This window comes from Hoeflea sp. CAU 1731 (assembly GCF_039888615.1).
GTDB lineage: Bacteria > Pseudomonadota > Alphaproteobacteria > Rhizobiales > Rhizobiaceae > Flavimaribacter.
This window is the reverse complement of sequence record NZ_JBDQQS010000015.1, coordinates 13785-31793: the sequence shown is the minus strand read 5'-3', so window position 1 is coordinate 31793 and position 18009 is coordinate 13785. Positions and strand designations below refer to the sequence as shown.

The window sequence follows — 18009 nt, the reverse complement described above, 5'->3', positions numbered from 1 at the left end:
TCCTACTGGCCGTCTTGCGCCTGCAGCGCAAGGCGGGCAGTGAGGATGCGGTTCATGAAATTTCTGGCGATTTCCGGCAGTCTTCGCAGTGACTCCACCAATACGGCGTTGCTGGAAGCGATTTCCCGCGCCGCGCCAGAAAACATCGAGATCAGCCTGTTTCGCGAGATCGGCGACCTACCGATCTTTTCACCGGACCTTGAGACGCCGCAACCGCCGGATTCGGTCCGGCGTTTTGTCGAAGCGGTGGACAGCGCCGACGGGCTGATCGTCTCCAGCCCGGAATATGTGCGGGCCATTCCCGGCGGCCTGAAGAACGCCATCGACTGGCTCGTCTCGGACGAAGCGGTGATCGGCAAGCCGATCGTGCTTGCCCACGCCTCGCACCGCGGCGGCGACATGCTCGCCTCGCTGCGCACGGTTTTGGCTACCGTCTCGTCCCGGTTCAATCCGGATATCTTCCTGAGCCGACCGCTGATGTCGAAATCGCCTGGCGAAATAAGGTCCGAATTATCCTCTGCGGAAGGAGCAACGGCGCTGCGCGATTACGTAAAACGTTTCGCCGCCTACGTGGAATCGTCGCAGGGCGAGATGTGAAAACGGGAATTTTGAGCGACGGGTCTTGCTGTCGCCAGCCGAACACGGGTTCGGTTGGCCTTAAACATCAGGCCGCAGCGCCCGGCGCTCGGCGCCAGCTGTATTTTCCGGCGGACTTCGCGGGGGCGGCGGCGGGCTGATAGTAGGCGTCGATACCCGGCAGCCGCCCCTCGGCAAGGCGTTTCAGCGCGGTCGGGTTCGTCACTGCAAAGCTCGCTACACCGCAACGCAGCATGAGTGGAACCTGGTCGATCAGCACATCGCCGGTGGCGCGGACATCGCCCTGAAAACCAAGGCGTGACCGCAGCAGGGAGGCTTGGGAGAACGCCCTGCCGTCATTGAATGCGGGAAAGGTGACGGCGATCAGATCGAGCCGGTCGAGAAACGGCTCAAGATCCATCACGTCGTCGGCCGGGCCAAGCAGAACGCCAACGGCGCGGGTCCGGCTCGCATCGTCCAGCTCCAGATATGTCGCCAGCGGCAGGACCTGCTTCGCATTGCCGTCGACAGTAGTCTCTTCATCGGTGACGATTGTCCATGGATCGTCTTCGACGAAACCGTCTTGTGTCCACAGTCTGGTCTCAGCCGGAAAAAGCGTCTCGGTCATCACGCTGCCTTCGAGGTTTCGCCGTAGAGGGCGTCTTTGAACGGTTGCGGCCCGACTCGCCGGTAGGCGGCGAGGAAGTTTTCATCCGCATTTAAGCGCACGCCCAGATAGGTCTCGACGATTGTTTCCACCGCGTTGGTGATCTCGTCGGGTGCGAAGCCGCGGCCGATGATCTGGCCGATAGATGTGTTCTCATCGCCGGACCCGCCAAGCGTGATCTGGTAGAGCTCCGCGCCTTTCTTCTCGACGCCCAGAATGCCGATATGGCCGACATGGTGGTGGCCGCAGGCGTTGATGCAGCCGGAAATCTTGATCTTCAACTCGCCAATGTCGCGCTGCCGCTCCAGCGAGGCGAAGCGGTTGGAGATATCCTGCGCGACGTTGATCGAACGGGCGTTGGCCAGCGCGCAGTAGTCCAGGCCCGGGCAGGCGATGATGTCGGAGACAAGACCGGCGTTGGCTGTCGCCAGTTCGACGTCCAGCAGCGCCCGATAGACTTTCTCAAGGTCGGCGAAGGCTACATGCGGCAGAACCAGGTTCTGCTCATGCGACACGCGGATCTCGTCATGGGCAAAGCGCTCGGCGAGATCGGCGACCGCTTCCATCTGGCTGTCGCTGGCGTCACCCGGAATGCCGCCGATCGGCTTCAGGGATATCGTCACGACCCCGTAATCGGGATGATGGTGGGGCGTCACGTTCTGATGCACCCAGGCTGCAAAGCCGGGATCAGCCTTCTTGGCGGATGCAAGGCCCGACCAGCCTTCCGGCCTGTCCTGCAGTTCCGGCGGCTGGAAATAGCTGGCGATAGCCGCAAGATCGGATTCGGGAAGCTTCAGTTCGGAGTCCTTCAGCTTTTCCCATTCCGCCTCGATCTGAGAGACGAATTCTTCCGTGCCGGTCTCGTGGACCAGGATCTTGATGCGCGCCTTGTACTTGTTGTCGCGGCGGCCGTGCAGATTGTAGACCCGCATGATGGCTGTGACATAGGACAACAGATGCTCTTCCGGCAGGAAGTCGCGGATTTTCTTGGCGATCATCGGCGTGCGGCCCTGGCCGCCGCCGACATAGACGGCGAAGCCCAGCGCGCCGTTGTCGTCGCGCTTCAGATGCAGGCCGATATCGTGGACCTGGATTGCGGCGCGGTCGCGCTCGGCGCCGGTGACGGCGATCTTGAATTTGCGCGGCAGAAACGAATATTCCGGATGGTTCGACGACCACTGCCGCAGGATCTCCGCATAGGGCCGCGGGTCGGCGACCTCGTCGGCCGCAGCGCCGGAGAAGTGGTCCGCAGAGACATTTCGGATGCAGTTGCCGGATGTCTGGATGGCGTGCATCTCGACCTCGGCAAGTTCTTCCAGGATCTTCGGCGTGTCGGACAATTTCGGCCAGTTGTACTGGATGTTCTGGCGCGTCGTGAAGTGGCCGTAGCCCTTGTCGTAATCGCGGGCGATACGCGCGAGCCTGCGCATCTGGCGGCTGTTGAGCGTGCCATAGGGGATCGCAACGCGCAGCATGTAGGCGTGAAGCTGCAGGTAGACGCCATTCATCAGCCGGAGCGGCTTGAAGGCGTCTTCCGTGATTTCTCCGGACAGGCGGCGTTCGACCTGGTCGCTGTATTGCGCGACCCTCTGCTGAACGAAATCATGGTCGAACTCATCGTAGCGGTACATGAAAAACTCCCCGGACGGCGCGTCCGTGACGAATGGATTTTACGCGGCGGAAGCCGGGCGGAACTCGGCCTGCTTTCCAAGATCCGCGCGAACCGTCGGACCGGCCGCGCGGATGCGTTCGCGGAGCCTTACGGGATAGATTTCCCCGTCAATCTCCTCGACATCGATCAGCGCGACATCGACGACGATGTTCTTGTTGAAGGCGGACTTTCCCGCGATTTCCAGCGCGGCGACTGCGTCGTCATGACGGGCGATCAGGGCATGGTCTATCTGTTCCAGCCAACGTCCATTAGCGTCAAGCCAAACGGCGATTCCGTCGCCAAGGCGGTTTGCTGTGAGTACTTTCATCATGTCGATACTCCTGCTTTCATCTGCCTCAGGCCGCCGCCGTTTCCGGAACCAGCGCGACCAGTGGGGTCGATTTTTCAAAATTGGCGCCGGCGACCGCGTCGCCGATGATCACCATGACGGGGCCTGTCAGGTCGTCGAGCGTCTCGATCAGCGGCAGCTCCTTCAGCGTCGCATGCATCAGGCGCCTGTTGTCCTGACTGGCGTTCTCGACAATCGCGACGGCCGTATCGCTGGAAAGACCGGCGGCCGCCAGCCTCTCGGCGACGGAGGCCGCGACCGTGCGACCCATATAGACGGCGACGGTCGCGCCCGAGACGGCGAGCCGCGCCCAGTCGGGCAGCACCTCGCTGTTAAGGTCGTGGCCCGTGGTGAAGACCAGAGAAGAGGCGACGCCGCGCAGGGTCAGAGGCAGCTCGAAATCGGCGGCGGCCGCGAAGGCGGACGTGATGCCCGGCACAATCTCGTAGCCAATGCCTGCGTCTCGCAAAGCGGCCATTTCTTCCGCCGCACGGCCGTAGATCAGCGGATCGCCGGATTTCAGACGAACGATGCGCTTCCCGCTCCGCGCCATATCGACGATCAGGTCATTGATCTCGTTCTGTGTCTTTGAGTGACAGCCCTTGCGCTTGCCGACGGAGATCCGCTCGGCGTCGCGGCGGCCCATGTCGACGATTTCTTCCGGAACGAGCGCATCGTAAAGGATGGCGTCGGCTTCCATCAGAACCCGCTGGGCGCGCAGCGTGAGCAGGTCCTCGGCGCCCGGCCCGGCGCCGACCAGCCAGACATGGCCCGAATTGCGACCGGTGTTCGACAGCAGCGTGTTGGCGGCCTGGCGCGCCGCCGGCAGGTCGCTATTGTCGACCTGTTCGCTTACCGGTCCGGAGAAAAACCGTCGCCAGAAATCGCGGCGGACGGCGCCGCGCGGCAAGGTCTGTTCGACGATGCCGCGATAGGATTCGGCAAGTGTGGCGAGTTGCCCGAGCGAGGGCGCCAGCATGCGGTCGATACGCGCGCGGATGATCTGGGCAAGCACCGGGCCTGCGCCTTCCGTTCCGATGGCGACGGACACCGGAGCCCTGTTGACGAGAGCGGGCGTCAGGAAATCGCAATACTCAGGCTGATCGACAGCATTGGCGGGAATCTTGAGGCGGCGGGCGTCCGTGACGATGCGCGCGTCCAGTGCAGCGTCTCCGGTGGCGGCGAAGACGAGCGTCGAATCCTGCAGGAAATCGATGGAGTAAGCAGCGGCGACGCGCCTGATGTTTCTCTGACCGATCCATTTTTCGAAAGACGCTTCGAGGGCGTCGCCATAAACGACGATATCGGCGGCGGTGTTGGCGAGAAGCCGCGTTTTCGCAAAGGCTTCGTCGCCATTGCCGAAAATTGCAACCTTCTGTCCGGCTACGTTGAAGAACGCCGGAAATGTCGAGAGCTTGCGGGCCATCACCAGTTCCTTTTCAGGCTGTGGGCGCCGGTCAGGGCGGCCTTGAGCCATTGTTGTCCCTAATGTGATGAATCCGGCTTCCGGATTGAAGGAATGAAATGCTGTCCTGATCGATCCGCGAGTATTATTTTGCTCTCGCTGAAGCAGTTTGTGGGTCATTCGACCAGCAGGTTCCGAAAGCCCGATGCCGCCGGTCCATTCTTGTCAATCTTGCGGTTTCGTGGCATCCAGACAGGCTTGGGGAGGAAAGCCATGTCTGTTGTTTTGGACGCCTATGACGGCATCGAGACGGCGCCGCCGGAAACGCTGCTCGGCTTCGATCTCCGACGTTTGCCGGACGCTTTCTACGCAAATCCCTTTCCCTTCTATCACCGGATGCGGCGCGATACGCCGGTGCGGCGCATGCCGGACGGCTCTATCCTGCTGACGCGCCATGCGGACCTGGACAGGATCTATCGCGATACGAAGACCTTTTCGTCAGACAAGAAGATCGAGTTCAAGCCGAAATTCGGAGACAGCCTGCTGTACGAGCACCACACGACGAGCCTGGTGTTCAGCGATCCACCTCTGCACACGCGAGTGCGGCGCGCGATTGTCGGGGCGCTTGCGCCGCGCGCCCTCAAACCCCTGGAGCCGCAGGTGGAACGGATCGTCGACCGCCTGATTGCCGATATCGAGCCCGGATCCGGGTTCGACGCTGTCGACCAGTTCGCCATCCATCTGCCGATCGAGATCATCAGCGATCTCCTGTGCGTGCCGCGCAACGAAAGGGAGCCGTTGCGCGGCTGGTCGCTTGCTATCCTCGGCGCGCTCGAGCCTGAAATTCCGCAGGAGAAGTTCGACCGGGGCAACCGCGCCGTGGCGGAGTTTCTCGTTTATTTGAAAGAACTTGTTGCGCGCCGCCGCACCGAAATGGCGCCTTCGGATGACGACATACTGAGCCGGCTGATACGTGACGTCGACGCAGAGGACGGCCTGTTGCACGAGGAGTTGCTGCACAGTTGCATTTTCATTCTCAACGCCGGCCATGAAACCACGACCAATCTGATTGCAAGCGGCGTCAACATGCTTTGCGACATGCCCGAAACAACCGCGACGCTGAATGCCGATCCGTCGCTGTGGCCGGCCGCCATCGAGGAGATCCTGCGGCTGGAAAGCCCCAATCAGCTTGGAAACCGGCGCGCGGTCGAGGCGTTCGAGATCGACGGCGAACGGTTTGACGCGGGAACACAGATCACGTTGTGCATTGGCGCGGCGAACCGCGACCCGGCGGTTTTTGAAAATCCCGACAGCTTTCGTCTGGACCGTGGGCGGTTCACCCATTTCGCTTTTGCCGGCGGTCCGCATCTGTGCGCCGGAATGACGGTCGCCCGTATCGAAGGCCGTATTGCGCTGTCGAAAATCTTCTCCGCCTTTCCGCATATGCGGAGAAAGCGGCCGGCGACCCGGTCGAAACGGGCGCGGTTCAGGGGCTTCGATTACCTGCCCATGCTTGCTTTGGACTGAAGACCCTATTCTTCGTCCTTGGAGCCGATGAAGGACGCCAGGGGGGCGACGAGTTTCCAGCGGAAACCCTTTTCGCCGTATTGCGTCGTGACCGTGCCCCAGAAAACAGCCTGGGCGTGGCTCACGACAACCTGGGAGCCGAAGCCCTTGCGCGTTGGTTCGACGGCTGGCGGTCCGCCGATTTCCAGCCAGCTGATTTCCAGATCTTCGGGCTTGTCGGCATGGCGCGCGATATCCCATTCGATGCTCACGCGGCCAGTGGGAACGGACCAGGCGCCGTATTTGACGGCGTTGGTGGCAAGTTCGTGCAGAATTAATCCCAGATTTTGCGTGGCTTCCGGTTTCAGAAGCACGGTCTGGCCGCTGGTGTCGAGCCGCGCGGTGATGTCTCCAAAAAATTCCATCTGGCTGCGGATGACCGTTTCCAGCGGGACGGCGGCCCATTGTTCCGACGTCAGCAGATCGACCGAACGGCCAAGGCCGGATATGCGCGCATCGATGCTGCGGTTGAAGTCTGCGATCGTTTCAGCGTTGCGGGCGGTCTGGCGGATCGCCGCCTGCACGAGGGAGAGCTGGTTTTTGGTGCGATGCGCCAGTTCGCGCATGATCAACCTGATCTGGTCTTCCGCCTGGCTGCGATCGAAAGACGCTGTTGAAAGCGTCTTGGCGACCGTGTCGATTTCGCGCACAGGCGTATTGATCGGCGCCACGATCTTGCCTTCGCCCATCGCGTTCGCCATGCCGGCGATGCCGATGATCGACTTTCGGATCTGCCTTGCCACCAAATAGGCGGCGAAAACGGCGATCGCCAGGAGAAACAGACCGCCGAGAATCAGCGAGCGCCAGGTTTCCCGGATTGCTTCCTGTCCGGATCCGATCGGCCCCCAGGCGACGGCGTTCCAGCTCCAGCCAGGTAGTCTGGTGTAACCGCTGAGCAGTTTTTCTCCGTCGATCGTCACCCGGGTGACGCCACTGAACGATTCAAAACTGTCCAGCAACCGTTCATCGAAGGTTTCGCCGGTGTCCGCCTGGTCAGGTCCTATGGACGCTACAACGTTGCCTGCGCTATCGAGGATAGCAGCTGACCAGCCTTCGGGAAGGCTGTCCGTGGAAATAAGCGACGCAACCTCGGCGGCGTTGCGCGTGATGATGAGCGCATCGCCCGAATTTGTTTCAGGCGGCGTCGGAAGAAGCACGTTGAAGACCCATTGCTTGCTCGTCTGACCGAAGAATACGTCCGACACGGTGAGCTGTTGGCTTTCGAGAGCGCTTGCGAGCGACTTCATGTGCGATATCGGACCAAGCGGCGCTCCGAAAGGCACGCGCGTGTTGAGGAGCTGCTGGCCATCCTCCTCGACAAGTATGACAAAGAGAGAACTGTGTCTGAGAGCCGATTGCGTCCTGCTATGAAAATTTTGCAGGTCTCCCGCCTCAAGTTCAGGATCGGACGCGACGAGCCGGATATTGGCCGCCATATCTCTCAGGAGCTGGTTGGTGGACGACGCCAGACTGCGGGCGTCCCGAAGCGCCCGGCGCTCCAGCGCCTCCTGCTGCCCATCTTCAAGTTGCTGGAGCACAAGGACGACAAATATGAGAATCGGGGCGATGGCGGCGATAACGATCGCCACCAGAAACGCGCCGATCGGCGCATTGGGAAACAGTCTCACACCGGCTCCTGGTGACATTGCCAAGCCAGACAATATACAAGCGGCTGATTATATTGTCTTTTTTTTGTGGCCAAAGAGGCGACGCCCTGTTTGTCGAAGTTCATTTCATTGCGTTGAATCGAAGAATATCTTACCTCTCATAGCCTATATTTTGTTTGGGCAAATTAAAATTTGTTACATTGCCGGCGGCGATCGTCGAACGCGCCGCTGCTTGCTGTCGCCAGACGTGGGGACCGATTACATGCACGATACCGTCAGCGGGATTCACGGGAATGCGCCGTCATCCGCCGCACTTGAAAAGGCGTTCGGGCGAGCAGGAGAACAATTTCTTGCCGGCAATCACGCCGCCGCCCGCAACGCAATGGAGGGGTTCCCGGAAAAGCTGATTCCTCAATGCAGAATCAGCGGTGAATCGGGGCCTGAAAATCCGGAATTTTCGATTGTCGTCCTCAACTACAAGCACAGTCAGGATTTTGCAGCGCTCGTCTCCTCACTTTCGAGCGTTTCAAAAACGCAGGAGTGTGAGTTGGTCTTCGTCAACAACGGCAATCCTTCCCTGGGCATAACCGTTTCCGACAGACTGGACTGCTACGTCCGGATCGACGCGCCATTCAATGTCGGGTGCTCTCAAGGGCGGAACATCGGAGCGCGAGTGGCGCGCGGCGAGTATGTCCTTTTTCTCGATGACGACGGCGCAATCACAAAGGATACGATCGGAGCGCTTGTATCGGTCATCACGCAGTATGGCGCAGTGGCGGTCAGGGGCAGGATCATGCCGAAATCACCCGGAGGATCGGCCGCCGAGAATTACGATCTCGGCGGCCGCATCAGGCCCGCCATTCCATCAGCCGAAGGCATTTCGATATGGCGACGGGATCTGTTTCTGGAATTCGGCGGCTTCGATCCTCTGCTTGTTGGACATGAAGGGTTGTTGCTCTGCGCCCGCATGTTGCGATTCTTCGGTCCGGAGCGATTTCTCTATGCGCCCGAAGCGCTTCTGATCCACGATTTCGCAGACGCCTCCGAACAGGCGGCGGCAAAAAGCGCGCTATATGATCGCAACGACGCCTATATCGGTTTCTGCGGCTATGACAAATCCGCTATCCAGCGGATTTTCTCCGTTTACCGTCGGCCAACGCGACAGTCGAAGGCGTTTGAATTTCGCGAATCCCTGTGTTTCCCGCCTCCGAATGACGATGCGCCGGAACTCACCGTTCTGACCGTCGCAAGAAACGCCCGTGATGTCCTCGACGACTACCACCGAATGCTTGCATTGCAAACCTGGCGGAAATTCAGGATCGTTTTCGTGGATGACGGCTCAGACGACGGCGCCGCCGAACGCCTTCTGGATCTCTGGTCTGAAGAAAACGGCGGGCTTGAGCTTGTCAGGACCGTTGGCGTCGGTCGGGGCGCGGCGTTCGATCTTGCGATCGCTAGGGCCGAAAGCGACGTCTGCGTGATCGCAGAAATCGGTGATATCAGTCTGGTTGACCGCTTCGCTCAGACGGCGTCCTACTTTGCGCAGAATCCGCATTCGGGATGTGTCTGTTTCGACACATTTTCGGACAGGCCCATGAAGGTCAGACCGGACGGGCCGCAAGTCGTGGCGCCGTCGACCATGCGGGCCCGCGCGTTGTTTGGAGCGCCGGGCCCGTTTTCCTGCTTCGCATTCAGAAAATCGGCCTTCCTGCAGCCTTTCGACACAACGCTTGATACGGGCGCCGAACTGGAGTGGGTTCACCGCAATCTGGAAAACGGCGCCAACGGACATTTTCTGCCGACGCCGGAGGCCTACCAGCCCATGCCGGTTTATAGCGACTGGCGGAAGCCGGCGCTCGCACTGGAGAGAGTCATCGCCACTCATGCGCAGTATCTTGCGCACATGGACGATGAAGACAAGCGCTGCGCGGGGCAGCTTGCGGGGCTTGTTCCGCTGCAGAGCGAGGAAGACGTCACGCTGCTTCGGACATATGAATGCCGCTTCCTTGAGGCGCTTGGCGGTTTCGACAGGGATCTCGCCGTCGAGATCGCGATGCTCATGGATCTTCGTATTCGTGACCTTGAACAAAATCAGGCCAAGCGCGCGCTCGCCAGGCAGCAAGAGCGATCCGCCAGAAAGAGCTTCAAGACGGATAGCGTCATGATGAGTGGCGCGCGCATTGGCAATGAGCTTCGACGCTGGACGAGGAAGATGCGACAATCCGGCCGCTGATCAGTGCTTCAGACGGACGTTCAGGATTTCCCGGCAGCGAGGAAGATCGAGTTCTTCGCCCAACATGTCGAACACCGGTTTCAAGCAGCGCGGATCTTCAGAGAAAGCCTCGTAGTCCGTTATCCTCGAATTGCCGGGATGTTTTTCGTGATAGTCGAGAAAGGCCGCATCCATTTCACCGACGATGTTCTCGACCGTCTCCTCCGGTCTCTGCGCGAACCACCCCGACCGGGCGACATCGATGTGGGACCGGCGATTGAAGATGAAATGCGCATCCGGAAAGAATTGCTGCAGGAAATCAAGATAATCCGCGAGCCTGTCGCCCAGTTCGTGATAGCGGATCTCCTTGAAGCCGAGCCATGTCGCTGTTGGCCCCGGTTTCAGGATCTGTCTGACAAAACAGTCAACGAGCGCGTCGCCGAACTCGGACGGCGCGACCTTGTCGGCCCCAAACCACGGGGAGGTGTCCGCGTGTTCGGGTTTTCCTTGTGTATAACGCGTTCGATGCGCCGCCTCGTAGGCGCGAAAGAGATGCATCAGCGCATTGGCGTTTTCGCCCCGAATGCATGCGCCCGGTATGGTGTTGATCAGGCGCGTCAACAGGGTCGAGCCCGATCGGCCGTAGCAGACGATGAAGATCGCGCCTTTCAGGCTGCTGTAGTGGCCCGTTGACAGGTATTGCAATTAAACATCTCCGGCAAAATCCACCGCAGTCAACCATGTCCATTGAACAAGGAGATGGCTCGATAATGCAATCATAGGTCACATTTTGACAATGGAAACTCTAAATACGGTAGATTCTTGCCGCTGTGTCGTGGAAGATATCCTTCACCGCTGCATCGCCCAGTACGCGCGCTGCGGAGATATGCGCCTGCGCCAGCGATTCATAGGAAGCCCAGATCTTTTCGATCGGGAAATTTGAACCGAACATGCATCTGGACGCGCCGAACATCTCAACGGTTTCGTTGACGATCCGCCGGATCAGGCGCGTATCCACGCGGTGGACGAATGTTCCGAAACCCGACAGCTTGCTGACGATGTTCGGCTTTTCCGCAAGGGCCTGCATGCCGGATCGCCACTTCTCCCAGCCTTCTTCGGACAGGTCCTCATGCATGCCTGCATGTTGAAGGATGAAGGTGACGTCCGGACAGGCTTCGACAAGCGCCACAGCCGGCTTCATCTGTCCTGAAAACAGTTGCAGGTCGAAGGTCCAGGCATAATCCGCCAGCTTGCGGATATTGTTCTGGACGACGGGATCTTCGGCCAGGGAAGGGTTGGCGGCAAAACGGTACAACGGGTTCTCGTGCCAGTGGAACTGTTGCCGGATGCCGCGCATGGCGGGGTAGGCGCGCAACCGTTCGAGCTGCGGACGGACGTCGGGCGCAGTCATGTCGGCAAAACCGACAATGCCCATCGGCCAACCGGTTCTGTCTGCGGTCTCCTGAACCCACCTGACTTCGTCCTCGAACTGGTCGTTGGGCCAGTTGGCCTGGACATACACCGACTTTACGACATTGCTGGAGCGAATGTCCGCCAGGAATTCCTCTATGGGATAGTCGCGGCGGATCGGTTCGTAGTCGCCGAAGATGCGGGGTTGCATCGGCCCCTGCAACCATTTGAGGTCGGCCTGGCGCCAAATATGATGGTGGCTGTCGATAACGTCCATGGAGTACCCCTTCGCCGGCTTATTTCAACCTGCCGTCACGGTCTGGCGCTGTTCGCCGAGACCTGACACGGTCAGGCGCATTTCGTCGCCTGCCTGCAGCCAGACCTGCGGATTCCAGCCCATGCCGACGCCTTCCGGCGTGCCCGTGGTGATGACATCGCCTGGTTCAAGCCGCATGAACCGGGAAGTATAAGCGATGATCTCGTCGACCGGGAAAATCATGTCGGCGGTCGAACTCGACTGCATCACCTTTCCATTCAGTTCGAGCTTTAGTTCCAGCGCCTGGGGATCCGGAATTTCGTCGGCCGTCACCAGCCATGGTCCAAGCGGCCCGAATGTCGGAGCGCTCTTGCCCTTGACCCACTGTCCTGTGCCTTCGGTCTGCCAGCTTCTTTCGGAAACGTCGTTGCATATCGCATAGCCGGCTACATGGTTCAGCGCATCCGCGCGGTCGATGCGGTAGGCCGGACGACCGATGACGACGGCCAGTTCCACTTCCCAGTCCAGCTTGTCGGCGTCCGCGTCGCGCACAACCGGATCGCAGGGGCCACTGAGGCAACTGGGCGCCTTGTTGAACAGGATCGGCTCGGCGGGAATCGGCAGGTTGGATTCCCTGGCGTGATTTGTGTAGTTCAGACCCACGCAGAGAAAATTTCCGACGCCTGCAAGCGGCGCGCCCAGGCGAACGTCTGTGTCTACTATCGGCAAACTGTTCAGATCGAGTGATTTCAGCTTGTCGATCACCTCGCAACTGATTGATACGCCGGCAAAATCACTGACCACTCCGGAAACATCGCGAATGGTTCCGTCGTCTTTTATGACGCCCGGCTTTTCCTGTCCCTTGGCTCCGAACCTGACGAGTTTCATAGCGTGATCCTTTTCTTGTTGAGTTGTCCGCCCGGTTAAAGCAGGAGGAGGGAAAGGTAGGGGATAAACGTCAGAAGCAGCAGCACGCAGACCAGTGCGAGCACAAAAGGCGCCACGCCGATGGCCACTTCCTTCATTGTCGTGCCGGAAATTCCGGTGATGACGAACAGGTTGAGGCCGATGGGCGGCGTCACGGCCGCTATCTCGATATTGAGCACCAGGACAATCGCGAAATGGATCGGGTTGATCCCCAGAGCCGCGACGCTTGGCAGCAGGAGCGGCGCGACGACTGTCAGGAGCGTGAAGCCGTCGAGGAAACAGCCGAGTGCGATCAGCATTACATTGGCCAGAAGCAGGAATCCGATCGGCGACAAGTCGCTCGCCGCGATCAGTTCGACGATCGACTGCGGAATGCCGACGAGCGTCGCGAGCATGCCGACAAAGAGCGCGCCGGAGAGGATGAACAGGATCGAACCCGTGCCCCGCGCGCTGTCCAGGAATATGCCCGGCAGATCCCTGAACCCGATCGTGCGGTACACGCACATACCGACAAACAGCCCGTAGACCACGGATAATGCAGCCGCCTCGGTGGGCGTGGTGTAACCGAGATAGATGCCGCCCAGAACAATGGCCGGCATACCGAGGGCGGGTCCGGCCTTGACGAAGGTGCGCCAGACAGCGCCGAGCGAGAATGGTTCGGTGCGTTTGCCGTAACCGTGCCGGAAGGAGATGGAAAAGGCGACGACGCCGATCGCGACGGCCGAAATGAGACCCGGTACGACGCCTGCCAGAAACAGGCTCTTGACCGATTGCTGGGACAACTCGGCGAAAATGACCATGGCGACGCTGGGCGGAATGAGAATCCCGAGTGTTCCGCCGGCGGCCATCAATCCGGCCGTATAGCTGCGAGGATAGCCCAAAGCCTCCATGGTAGGAATCATCGTCCGTCCGAGGGCTGCGGCAGAGGCGACGGACGAACCCGTCATGGCGCCGAAAATTGCCGACGCGCCTGTGGCGCCAATGGAAGCGCCTCCGGATATGCCGCCAACCAGGCTTTGCATGAAGGCAAACAGGTAGGTGGCGAAGCCGGATCGCAGCATGATGTTGCCGGCAAGGATGAAAAACGGCACCGCCAGGAGCACGAAACTGTCAAGCGACGAATAGACGGACTGCGCCACCTGGGTTAGCGATGTCGCGCCTGATACAAGGACGAAGACCAGGCCGGAGAGCCACAGGGCAAAGCCGACCGGGACGCCAATCGCCAGCAACAGCAGGATCAGGAAAACGAGAACAAAGGCCATTTGCGTCAGCCTTCCGATCGCAGCTGTTCAGCCTGACGCGCACCAAGCAGTCGCAGGACCAGACGCAGACTGATCAACGCAAAGCCGACCGGAACGATCAACTGGGCGACCCATACCGGGAACGGCAGGTTGGAATGCGCGAAGCTGAGATTGAAGCGAATGGATTCCTTGACGAAAACGACGCCAAGCCACGTCGCCGACAGCGCGAACGCCAGGCACAACAGGTCAGCAAGCAGGGCGAACCTCTTCTGTGCGGATTGGCCAAACAGACCGACGATAAATTCGACACGTATGTGTTCGTTGCGACGCGTCAGACCGATAGCGCTGAAATAGACCAGCATGATTAGCAGAACGCGGGAAAATTCCTCGGACCAGGGAAGAGAGACGCCCCAGAAGGTGCGAGACGTCATATCGTAAGTGACCAGAAGAAAGACGCCGGCGAGGCAGAGGACGGCAAGACCGTCCTCTGCCTTCGCCAGAACAGAACTGATCCTGTTCAACATCATTTTCTGTAGGTTTCGAGCTCGTTTATGAGTTCGGTTCCGATCTGCGGCTCGAACTCGGCCCAGACGGAGCGCGTCGCTTCCATCCAAACGTCACGCTCGGCTTCGGTCTGCATGTGAACGGCCACTCCCGCTGTCCGCAAATCGGCCAGCGCCTTGTCCGAGGCGGCTTCCGAGCGCGCGCGATGCTTGGCGGCGACTTCCGTTGCAGCCGTCTGGATGATGTCGCGCAGATCGGGGTCGAGCCCGTTCCACCACGCCGTGTTCACGGTCCAGGGGTAAAAGGCCATGTAGTAATGCGCGTAGGTGACGTTCCTGATGCTCTCGTCCCATTTGTAGACCGTGTAACTGTCGGTCGGCACGTTCAGGCCGTCGATCACGCCTTGCTGGATGGCCGGCGAAATCTCGCCAAAATTGATGGAGACCGGTTTGGCGTTGAGTTTCTGGAGCATCGCCAGGTTGACCTTGCCCAGGCCGCGGAACTTCAATCCCTCCATGTCCGTCGGTTCGATCAGCGGTGTTTCCCGGGTGCCCGGTACGAGATAATCGAAGGGCAGGATGCCAATGACAGTGGCGCCTTTTTCCGCCATTTCTGCGTAAACGCGGTCAAAGAACTTGTCATCGATGGCGTCATAGAACGACTGCTTGGTCGGAAAGGCGTAAGGCAGTTCCGAAACTGCGCTGCGCGGGGCAAGCGCGCTCCAGTATGCGGATATCAACGTCGTCATCTCGGCGTCGCCGCGCAGGATTGCCTGCACCAGATCAAGGCCGCGGTAGAGGCTGCCGCTCGGGAAGAACTTGACTTCGATGCGTCCTTCCGAACGTTCCTCGACGAGTTTTTTGAATTCCTTGTTTGCAGCGCCCGGGGTGATCTCGAGAGAGTATTCGACCGGAAACCTGATGGTGACTTCCTGAGCCGCTGCCGGCGCGGTGAACAGCGTGACGCCGGCTATCGCCATGGCGAAAAGAGTTTTCATGCATTCCTCCTGCATTGCATAATTCCTATGCTATGATGCACAAGTAGGAAAATTGTGCAAGATGTGAAAAACTTTCGAAAGTATGGCAATATTTGGATGATTAGCAGAAGCACCAAAGCGTGGGAAATAATACGCAATGCGATTGTGTCGGGTCGGTTGCAGCCTGGTGCGGCTCTGAAAACGACCGAACTTCAGGAGCTTTGCGGGATGAGCGTGTCGCCGGTCAGAGAAGCTCTTGCACGCCTTGTGGCGACGGGTCTTGTGACCGCGGAGCACAATCTTGGATACCGGGTCGCGCCTTTGAGCGCGGACGACCTGAAGGATCTGGTCGACACGCGGGTGCGTGAAGAGGCCTGGGCCTTGAGACAGTCGATCGGAAACGGCGACGAGATGTGGGAAGGACGGATTCTCGCAAGCCTTCATGTGCTGGAACGTTTGCCGCGTGAAAACCCGGACGATCAGACGCTGTACAATGAGGCGTGGGAGAAACGTCATTCGGATTTTCATCACGCCTTGATTTCGGAATGCGGATCCAAGCTGACATTGGCGTTTTGCGAGAACCTGCGCGACCTCAACGACCGGTATCGAAGGTTGTCCCTTGTACTGGAGGGCGGCGCGCGGAACGCCGCAACGGAGCATCGGGCTATCGCTGAAGCCGCCATAGAACGAGATGCGCCGCGCGCGATCGAGGCGCTGTCCTCCCATTATCTTGCGACTGCGCAGTATCTCCTTGAAACCTACGCGGAGTAGAAAGAGGCTCTAATGCAGCGGTTCGTCGGTTTATGCGGGAAAAATTGACAGTTCAACCCGATTGCGGCCGTTGCGTTTGGCGAGATAGAGTCGTTCGTCGGCGCCGCGATAAAGATCGCTGAATGTGGCGCCGCGCTCGAAAATAACGCCGCCGACACTGACAGACAACACGTGGCGCTGCTTATCGACAACAAAGGCGACTTCGCTGATCGCCGACCGGATCCGTTCAGCGGCGTCGGTAAAGTGGTCGGACGATTTGCGGGGCATGAAAACGCAAAACTCCTCGCCGCCGATGCGACCAACAAGGTCCGTGTCGTGCACCGTTTCGGTGATCGCCTCGGCAATAAGCTGCAACGCCTTGTCGCCATAATCATGGCCGAAACGGTCGTTCACGGCCTTGAAGTGATCGACGTCAATGACGAAAAGCGCATTGTGAGACGCAGCGGACGCTTCCTCCACCCTGTTGAGATAGCCGTCGACCATCTCGGTAAAGGCTCGGCGATTGAGCAGGGACGTGAGGGAATCGGTCGCCGCGACCGTCATCAACTCGGTATGCGCGATGGTGAGCTGCCGCATTTTGCTCAGGATGAACAGGAAGAGCGGCGGCGCCAGTATCAGCGGAATCAGGAGATTGTTGATCGGGTCGGAGCCCCAGCGCCAGGTTCCGTCTTCAAAAGAGTAGCTGTCGAACGCGAAGGCGAAACCGATGCACGCAAGCGTGCCGAGCGCCGTAAACGCATAGACGCGCGCCCACCCCTTTGACGACCAGTCGAGTTTCATGTCAGCGGCTCTTCATCTGCGCCATTGCATCGCTGCCTTTGACCTTGTCGTGTCGCGCCAGGTAATCATCCGTCGTATATCCGGGATAAAAAGCAAAGATACCTTATATACCTGATTTAAACCGATTTATACAGTTTAGTAAATTTGGTTGCCTTTTTTAAGGTGCAAAGAAACTTTCAAAAGTCGATAATATTACTGTGACGAACCTGTTCTGTTTGCCTTGCCCGATTGACAGCCCTTACTTGCCATTTCGGATTTTCCTCCCATCTCAATGAACAGCGTCGCGTCCGCGGCTGCCCGGTCAATCCATAGCCACACCCCACTGAGTCTGGATGCGATCGTGGCCATCATTCGTTCATGGACCGGAGCAAGAAGGGACGGAGGAAGCATCATGTCGCTTGAAGGCAAGAAAATTCTGATCGTTGGAGGCAGTTCCGGCATCGGCTTTGGGGTGGCGGAAGCCTCCCTTGCCGCCGGTGGAAATGTCGCCATTGCATCGCGCAGCAGCGAAAAACTGGAGAAAGCCGCGTCTCGGCTTGGCGGTGGAGCGTCCGCCCGGGTGCTCGATACTGCGGATCAACCGGCCGTCGAAGCGTTCTTCGCGAACTCTGAACCATATGATCATGTTGTGGTTTCGGCAGCCGAAACCAGAATAGCGGCAGTGAGCGAACTGCCTCTGGATGATGCGTATCGTTCGATGGAATCGAAGTTCTGGGGCGCCTACCGTGTCGCACGGCAGGCCAGAATAATCGATGGCGGCTCACTGACCCTGATATCGGGAACGCTCTCCACGCGGCCCAAAAGAGGAGCTGCTCTTCAGTCGGCGATCAACGCCGCTCTGGAAGGCCTGACCCGCGGCCTGGCGCTGGAAATGGCGCCTGTTCGCGTGAATTGCGTATCGCCGGGTCTTGTCATGACGGAAATGTATGACCGGCTGGAAGGCGACGCCCGAAAATCGATATTCGAGGGCGCCGCCGAAAGAATGCCGGTCGGACAGATCGGCGCGCCGGCTCATATCGCGCTGCAGGTCGTTGCATGCATGGCCAATTCCTACATGACCGGAGCAACGATCATGGTCGACGGCGGCGGAGCAATCGCCTGAAAGCAAGAA

Annotated in this window: 17 protein-coding genes; 5 read left to right on the top strand and 12 right to left on the bottom strand. The window is 59.3% G+C overall.

Annotation, left to right across the window (positions count from 1 at the left end):
* The first annotated feature begins 54 nt into the window (after positions 1 to 54).
* Positions 55 to 597, top strand: coding sequence for an NADPH-dependent FMN reductase (locus AAFN47_RS21175; RefSeq protein ID WP_499811252.1), 543 nt, complete (start codon positions 55 to 57; stop codon positions 595 to 597).
* Between the two features lie 67 nt (positions 598 to 664).
* Here AAFN47_RS21175 and AAFN47_RS21170 read toward each other — a convergent pair whose 3' ends face one another.
* The 4 genes from AAFN47_RS21170 to cysG are packed head-to-tail and all read right to left on the bottom strand — an operon-like array spanning position 665 to position 4669.
* Entirely contained in the window at positions 665 to 1204 is a 540-nt protein-coding gene (locus AAFN47_RS21170; protein WP_499811251.1) for a DUF934 domain-containing protein, read from the bottom strand.
* Positions 1204 to 2874: a nitrite/sulfite reductase gene (locus AAFN47_RS21165; RefSeq protein ID WP_499811250.1), complete on the bottom strand. Its 1671-nt coding sequence runs from the start codon at positions 2872 to 2874 to the stop codon at positions 1204 to 1206. The genes AAFN47_RS21170 and AAFN47_RS21165 overlap by 1 nt, the downstream gene beginning before the upstream one ends.
* Positions 2875 to 2913: 39 nt before the next feature.
* Entirely contained in the window at positions 2914 to 3225 is a 312-nt protein-coding gene (locus AAFN47_RS21160) for a DUF2849 domain-containing protein (RefSeq protein WP_499811249.1), read from the bottom strand.
* 25 nt (positions 3226 to 3250) lie between these two features.
* Positions 3251 to 4669, bottom strand: coding sequence for a siroheme synthase CysG (cysG, locus tag AAFN47_RS21155; RefSeq protein ID WP_499811344.1), 1419 nt, complete (start codon positions 4667 to 4669; stop codon positions 3251 to 3253).
* Between the two features lie 252 nt (positions 4670 to 4921).
* Here cysG and AAFN47_RS21150 point away from each other — a divergent pair, with 252 nt between their 5' ends.
* A complete protein-coding gene (locus AAFN47_RS21150; protein ID WP_499811248.1) occupies positions 4922 to 6175 on the top strand; it encodes a cytochrome P450 in 1254 nt (417 codons plus the stop codon).
* Between the two features lie 5 nt (positions 6176 to 6180).
* On the opposite strand, the gene AAFN47_RS21145 is transcribed toward AAFN47_RS21150, so the two are convergent.
* Positions 6181 to 7842 carry a sensor histidine kinase gene (locus tag AAFN47_RS21145; protein ID WP_499811247.1) on the bottom strand — a complete coding sequence of 554 codons (1662 nt, stop codon included), beginning with the start codon at positions 7840 to 7842 and terminating at the stop codon, positions 6181 to 6183.
* Between the two features lie 241 nt (positions 7843 to 8083).
* On the opposite strand from AAFN47_RS21145, the gene AAFN47_RS21140 reads away from it, so the two are divergent.
* Positions 8084 to 10054, top strand: a complete 1971-nt coding sequence (locus AAFN47_RS21140; RefSeq protein WP_499811246.1) for a glycosyltransferase — start codon at positions 8084 to 8086, stop codon at positions 10052 to 10054.
* Here AAFN47_RS21140 and AAFN47_RS21135 read toward each other — a convergent pair whose 3' ends face one another.
* The 6 genes from AAFN47_RS21135 to AAFN47_RS21110 form a co-directional block, all read right to left on the bottom strand.
* On the bottom strand, positions 10055 to 10738 hold the full coding sequence (locus AAFN47_RS21135) for a sulfotransferase (RefSeq protein ID WP_499811245.1): 684 nt from the start codon (positions 10736 to 10738) through the stop codon (positions 10055 to 10057). It lies immediately after the preceding gene.
* Between the two features lie 100 nt (positions 10739 to 10838).
* The gene (locus AAFN47_RS21130) at positions 10839 to 11720 is read right to left on the bottom strand and encodes an amidohydrolase family protein (RefSeq protein WP_499811244.1); all 882 of its coding nucleotides are present in this window, start codon (positions 11718 to 11720) and stop codon (positions 10839 to 10841) included.
* A gap of 24 nt (positions 11721 to 11744) precedes the next feature.
* Positions 11745 to 12587 (bottom strand): fumarylacetoacetate hydrolase family protein, encoded by an 843-nt coding sequence (locus tag AAFN47_RS21125; protein ID WP_499811243.1) that lies wholly within the window; start codon positions 12585 to 12587, stop codon positions 11745 to 11747.
* 35 nt (positions 12588 to 12622) lie between these two features.
* Positions 12623 to 13888: a TRAP transporter large permease gene (locus AAFN47_RS21120; RefSeq protein WP_499811242.1), complete on the bottom strand. Its 1266-nt coding sequence runs from the start codon at positions 13886 to 13888 to the stop codon at positions 12623 to 12625.
* 5 nt (positions 13889 to 13893) lie between these two features.
* Positions 13894 to 14388 (bottom strand): TRAP transporter small permease, encoded by a 495-nt coding sequence (locus tag AAFN47_RS21115; RefSeq protein ID WP_499811241.1) that lies wholly within the window; start codon positions 14386 to 14388, stop codon positions 13894 to 13896.
* 2 nt (positions 14389 to 14390) lie between these two features.
* The gene (locus AAFN47_RS21110; RefSeq protein ID WP_499811240.1) at positions 14391 to 15368 is read right to left on the bottom strand and encodes a TRAP transporter substrate-binding protein; all 978 of its coding nucleotides are present in this window, start codon (positions 15366 to 15368) and stop codon (positions 14391 to 14393) included.
* Positions 15369 to 15464: 96 nt separating this feature from the next.
* Here AAFN47_RS21110 and AAFN47_RS21105 point away from each other — a divergent pair, with 96 nt between their 5' ends.
* Positions 15465 to 16118 carry a GntR family transcriptional regulator gene (locus AAFN47_RS21105; RefSeq protein ID WP_499811239.1) on the top strand — a complete coding sequence of 218 codons (654 nt, stop codon included), beginning with the start codon at positions 15465 to 15467 and terminating at the stop codon, positions 16116 to 16118.
* A gap of 30 nt (positions 16119 to 16148) precedes the next feature.
* Here AAFN47_RS21105 and AAFN47_RS21100 read toward each other — a convergent pair whose 3' ends face one another.
* Positions 16149 to 16898 carry a GGDEF domain-containing protein gene (locus AAFN47_RS21100; protein WP_499811238.1) on the bottom strand — a complete coding sequence of 250 codons (750 nt, stop codon included), beginning with the start codon at positions 16896 to 16898 and terminating at the stop codon, positions 16149 to 16151.
* A gap of 391 nt (positions 16899 to 17289) precedes the next feature.
* Here AAFN47_RS21100 and AAFN47_RS21095 point away from each other — a divergent pair, with 391 nt between their 5' ends.
* The gene (locus AAFN47_RS21095; RefSeq protein WP_499811237.1) at positions 17290 to 18000 is read left to right on the top strand and encodes an SDR family oxidoreductase; all 711 of its coding nucleotides are present in this window, start codon (positions 17290 to 17292) and stop codon (positions 17998 to 18000) included.
* Positions 18001 to 18009: the final 9 nt, after the last annotated feature.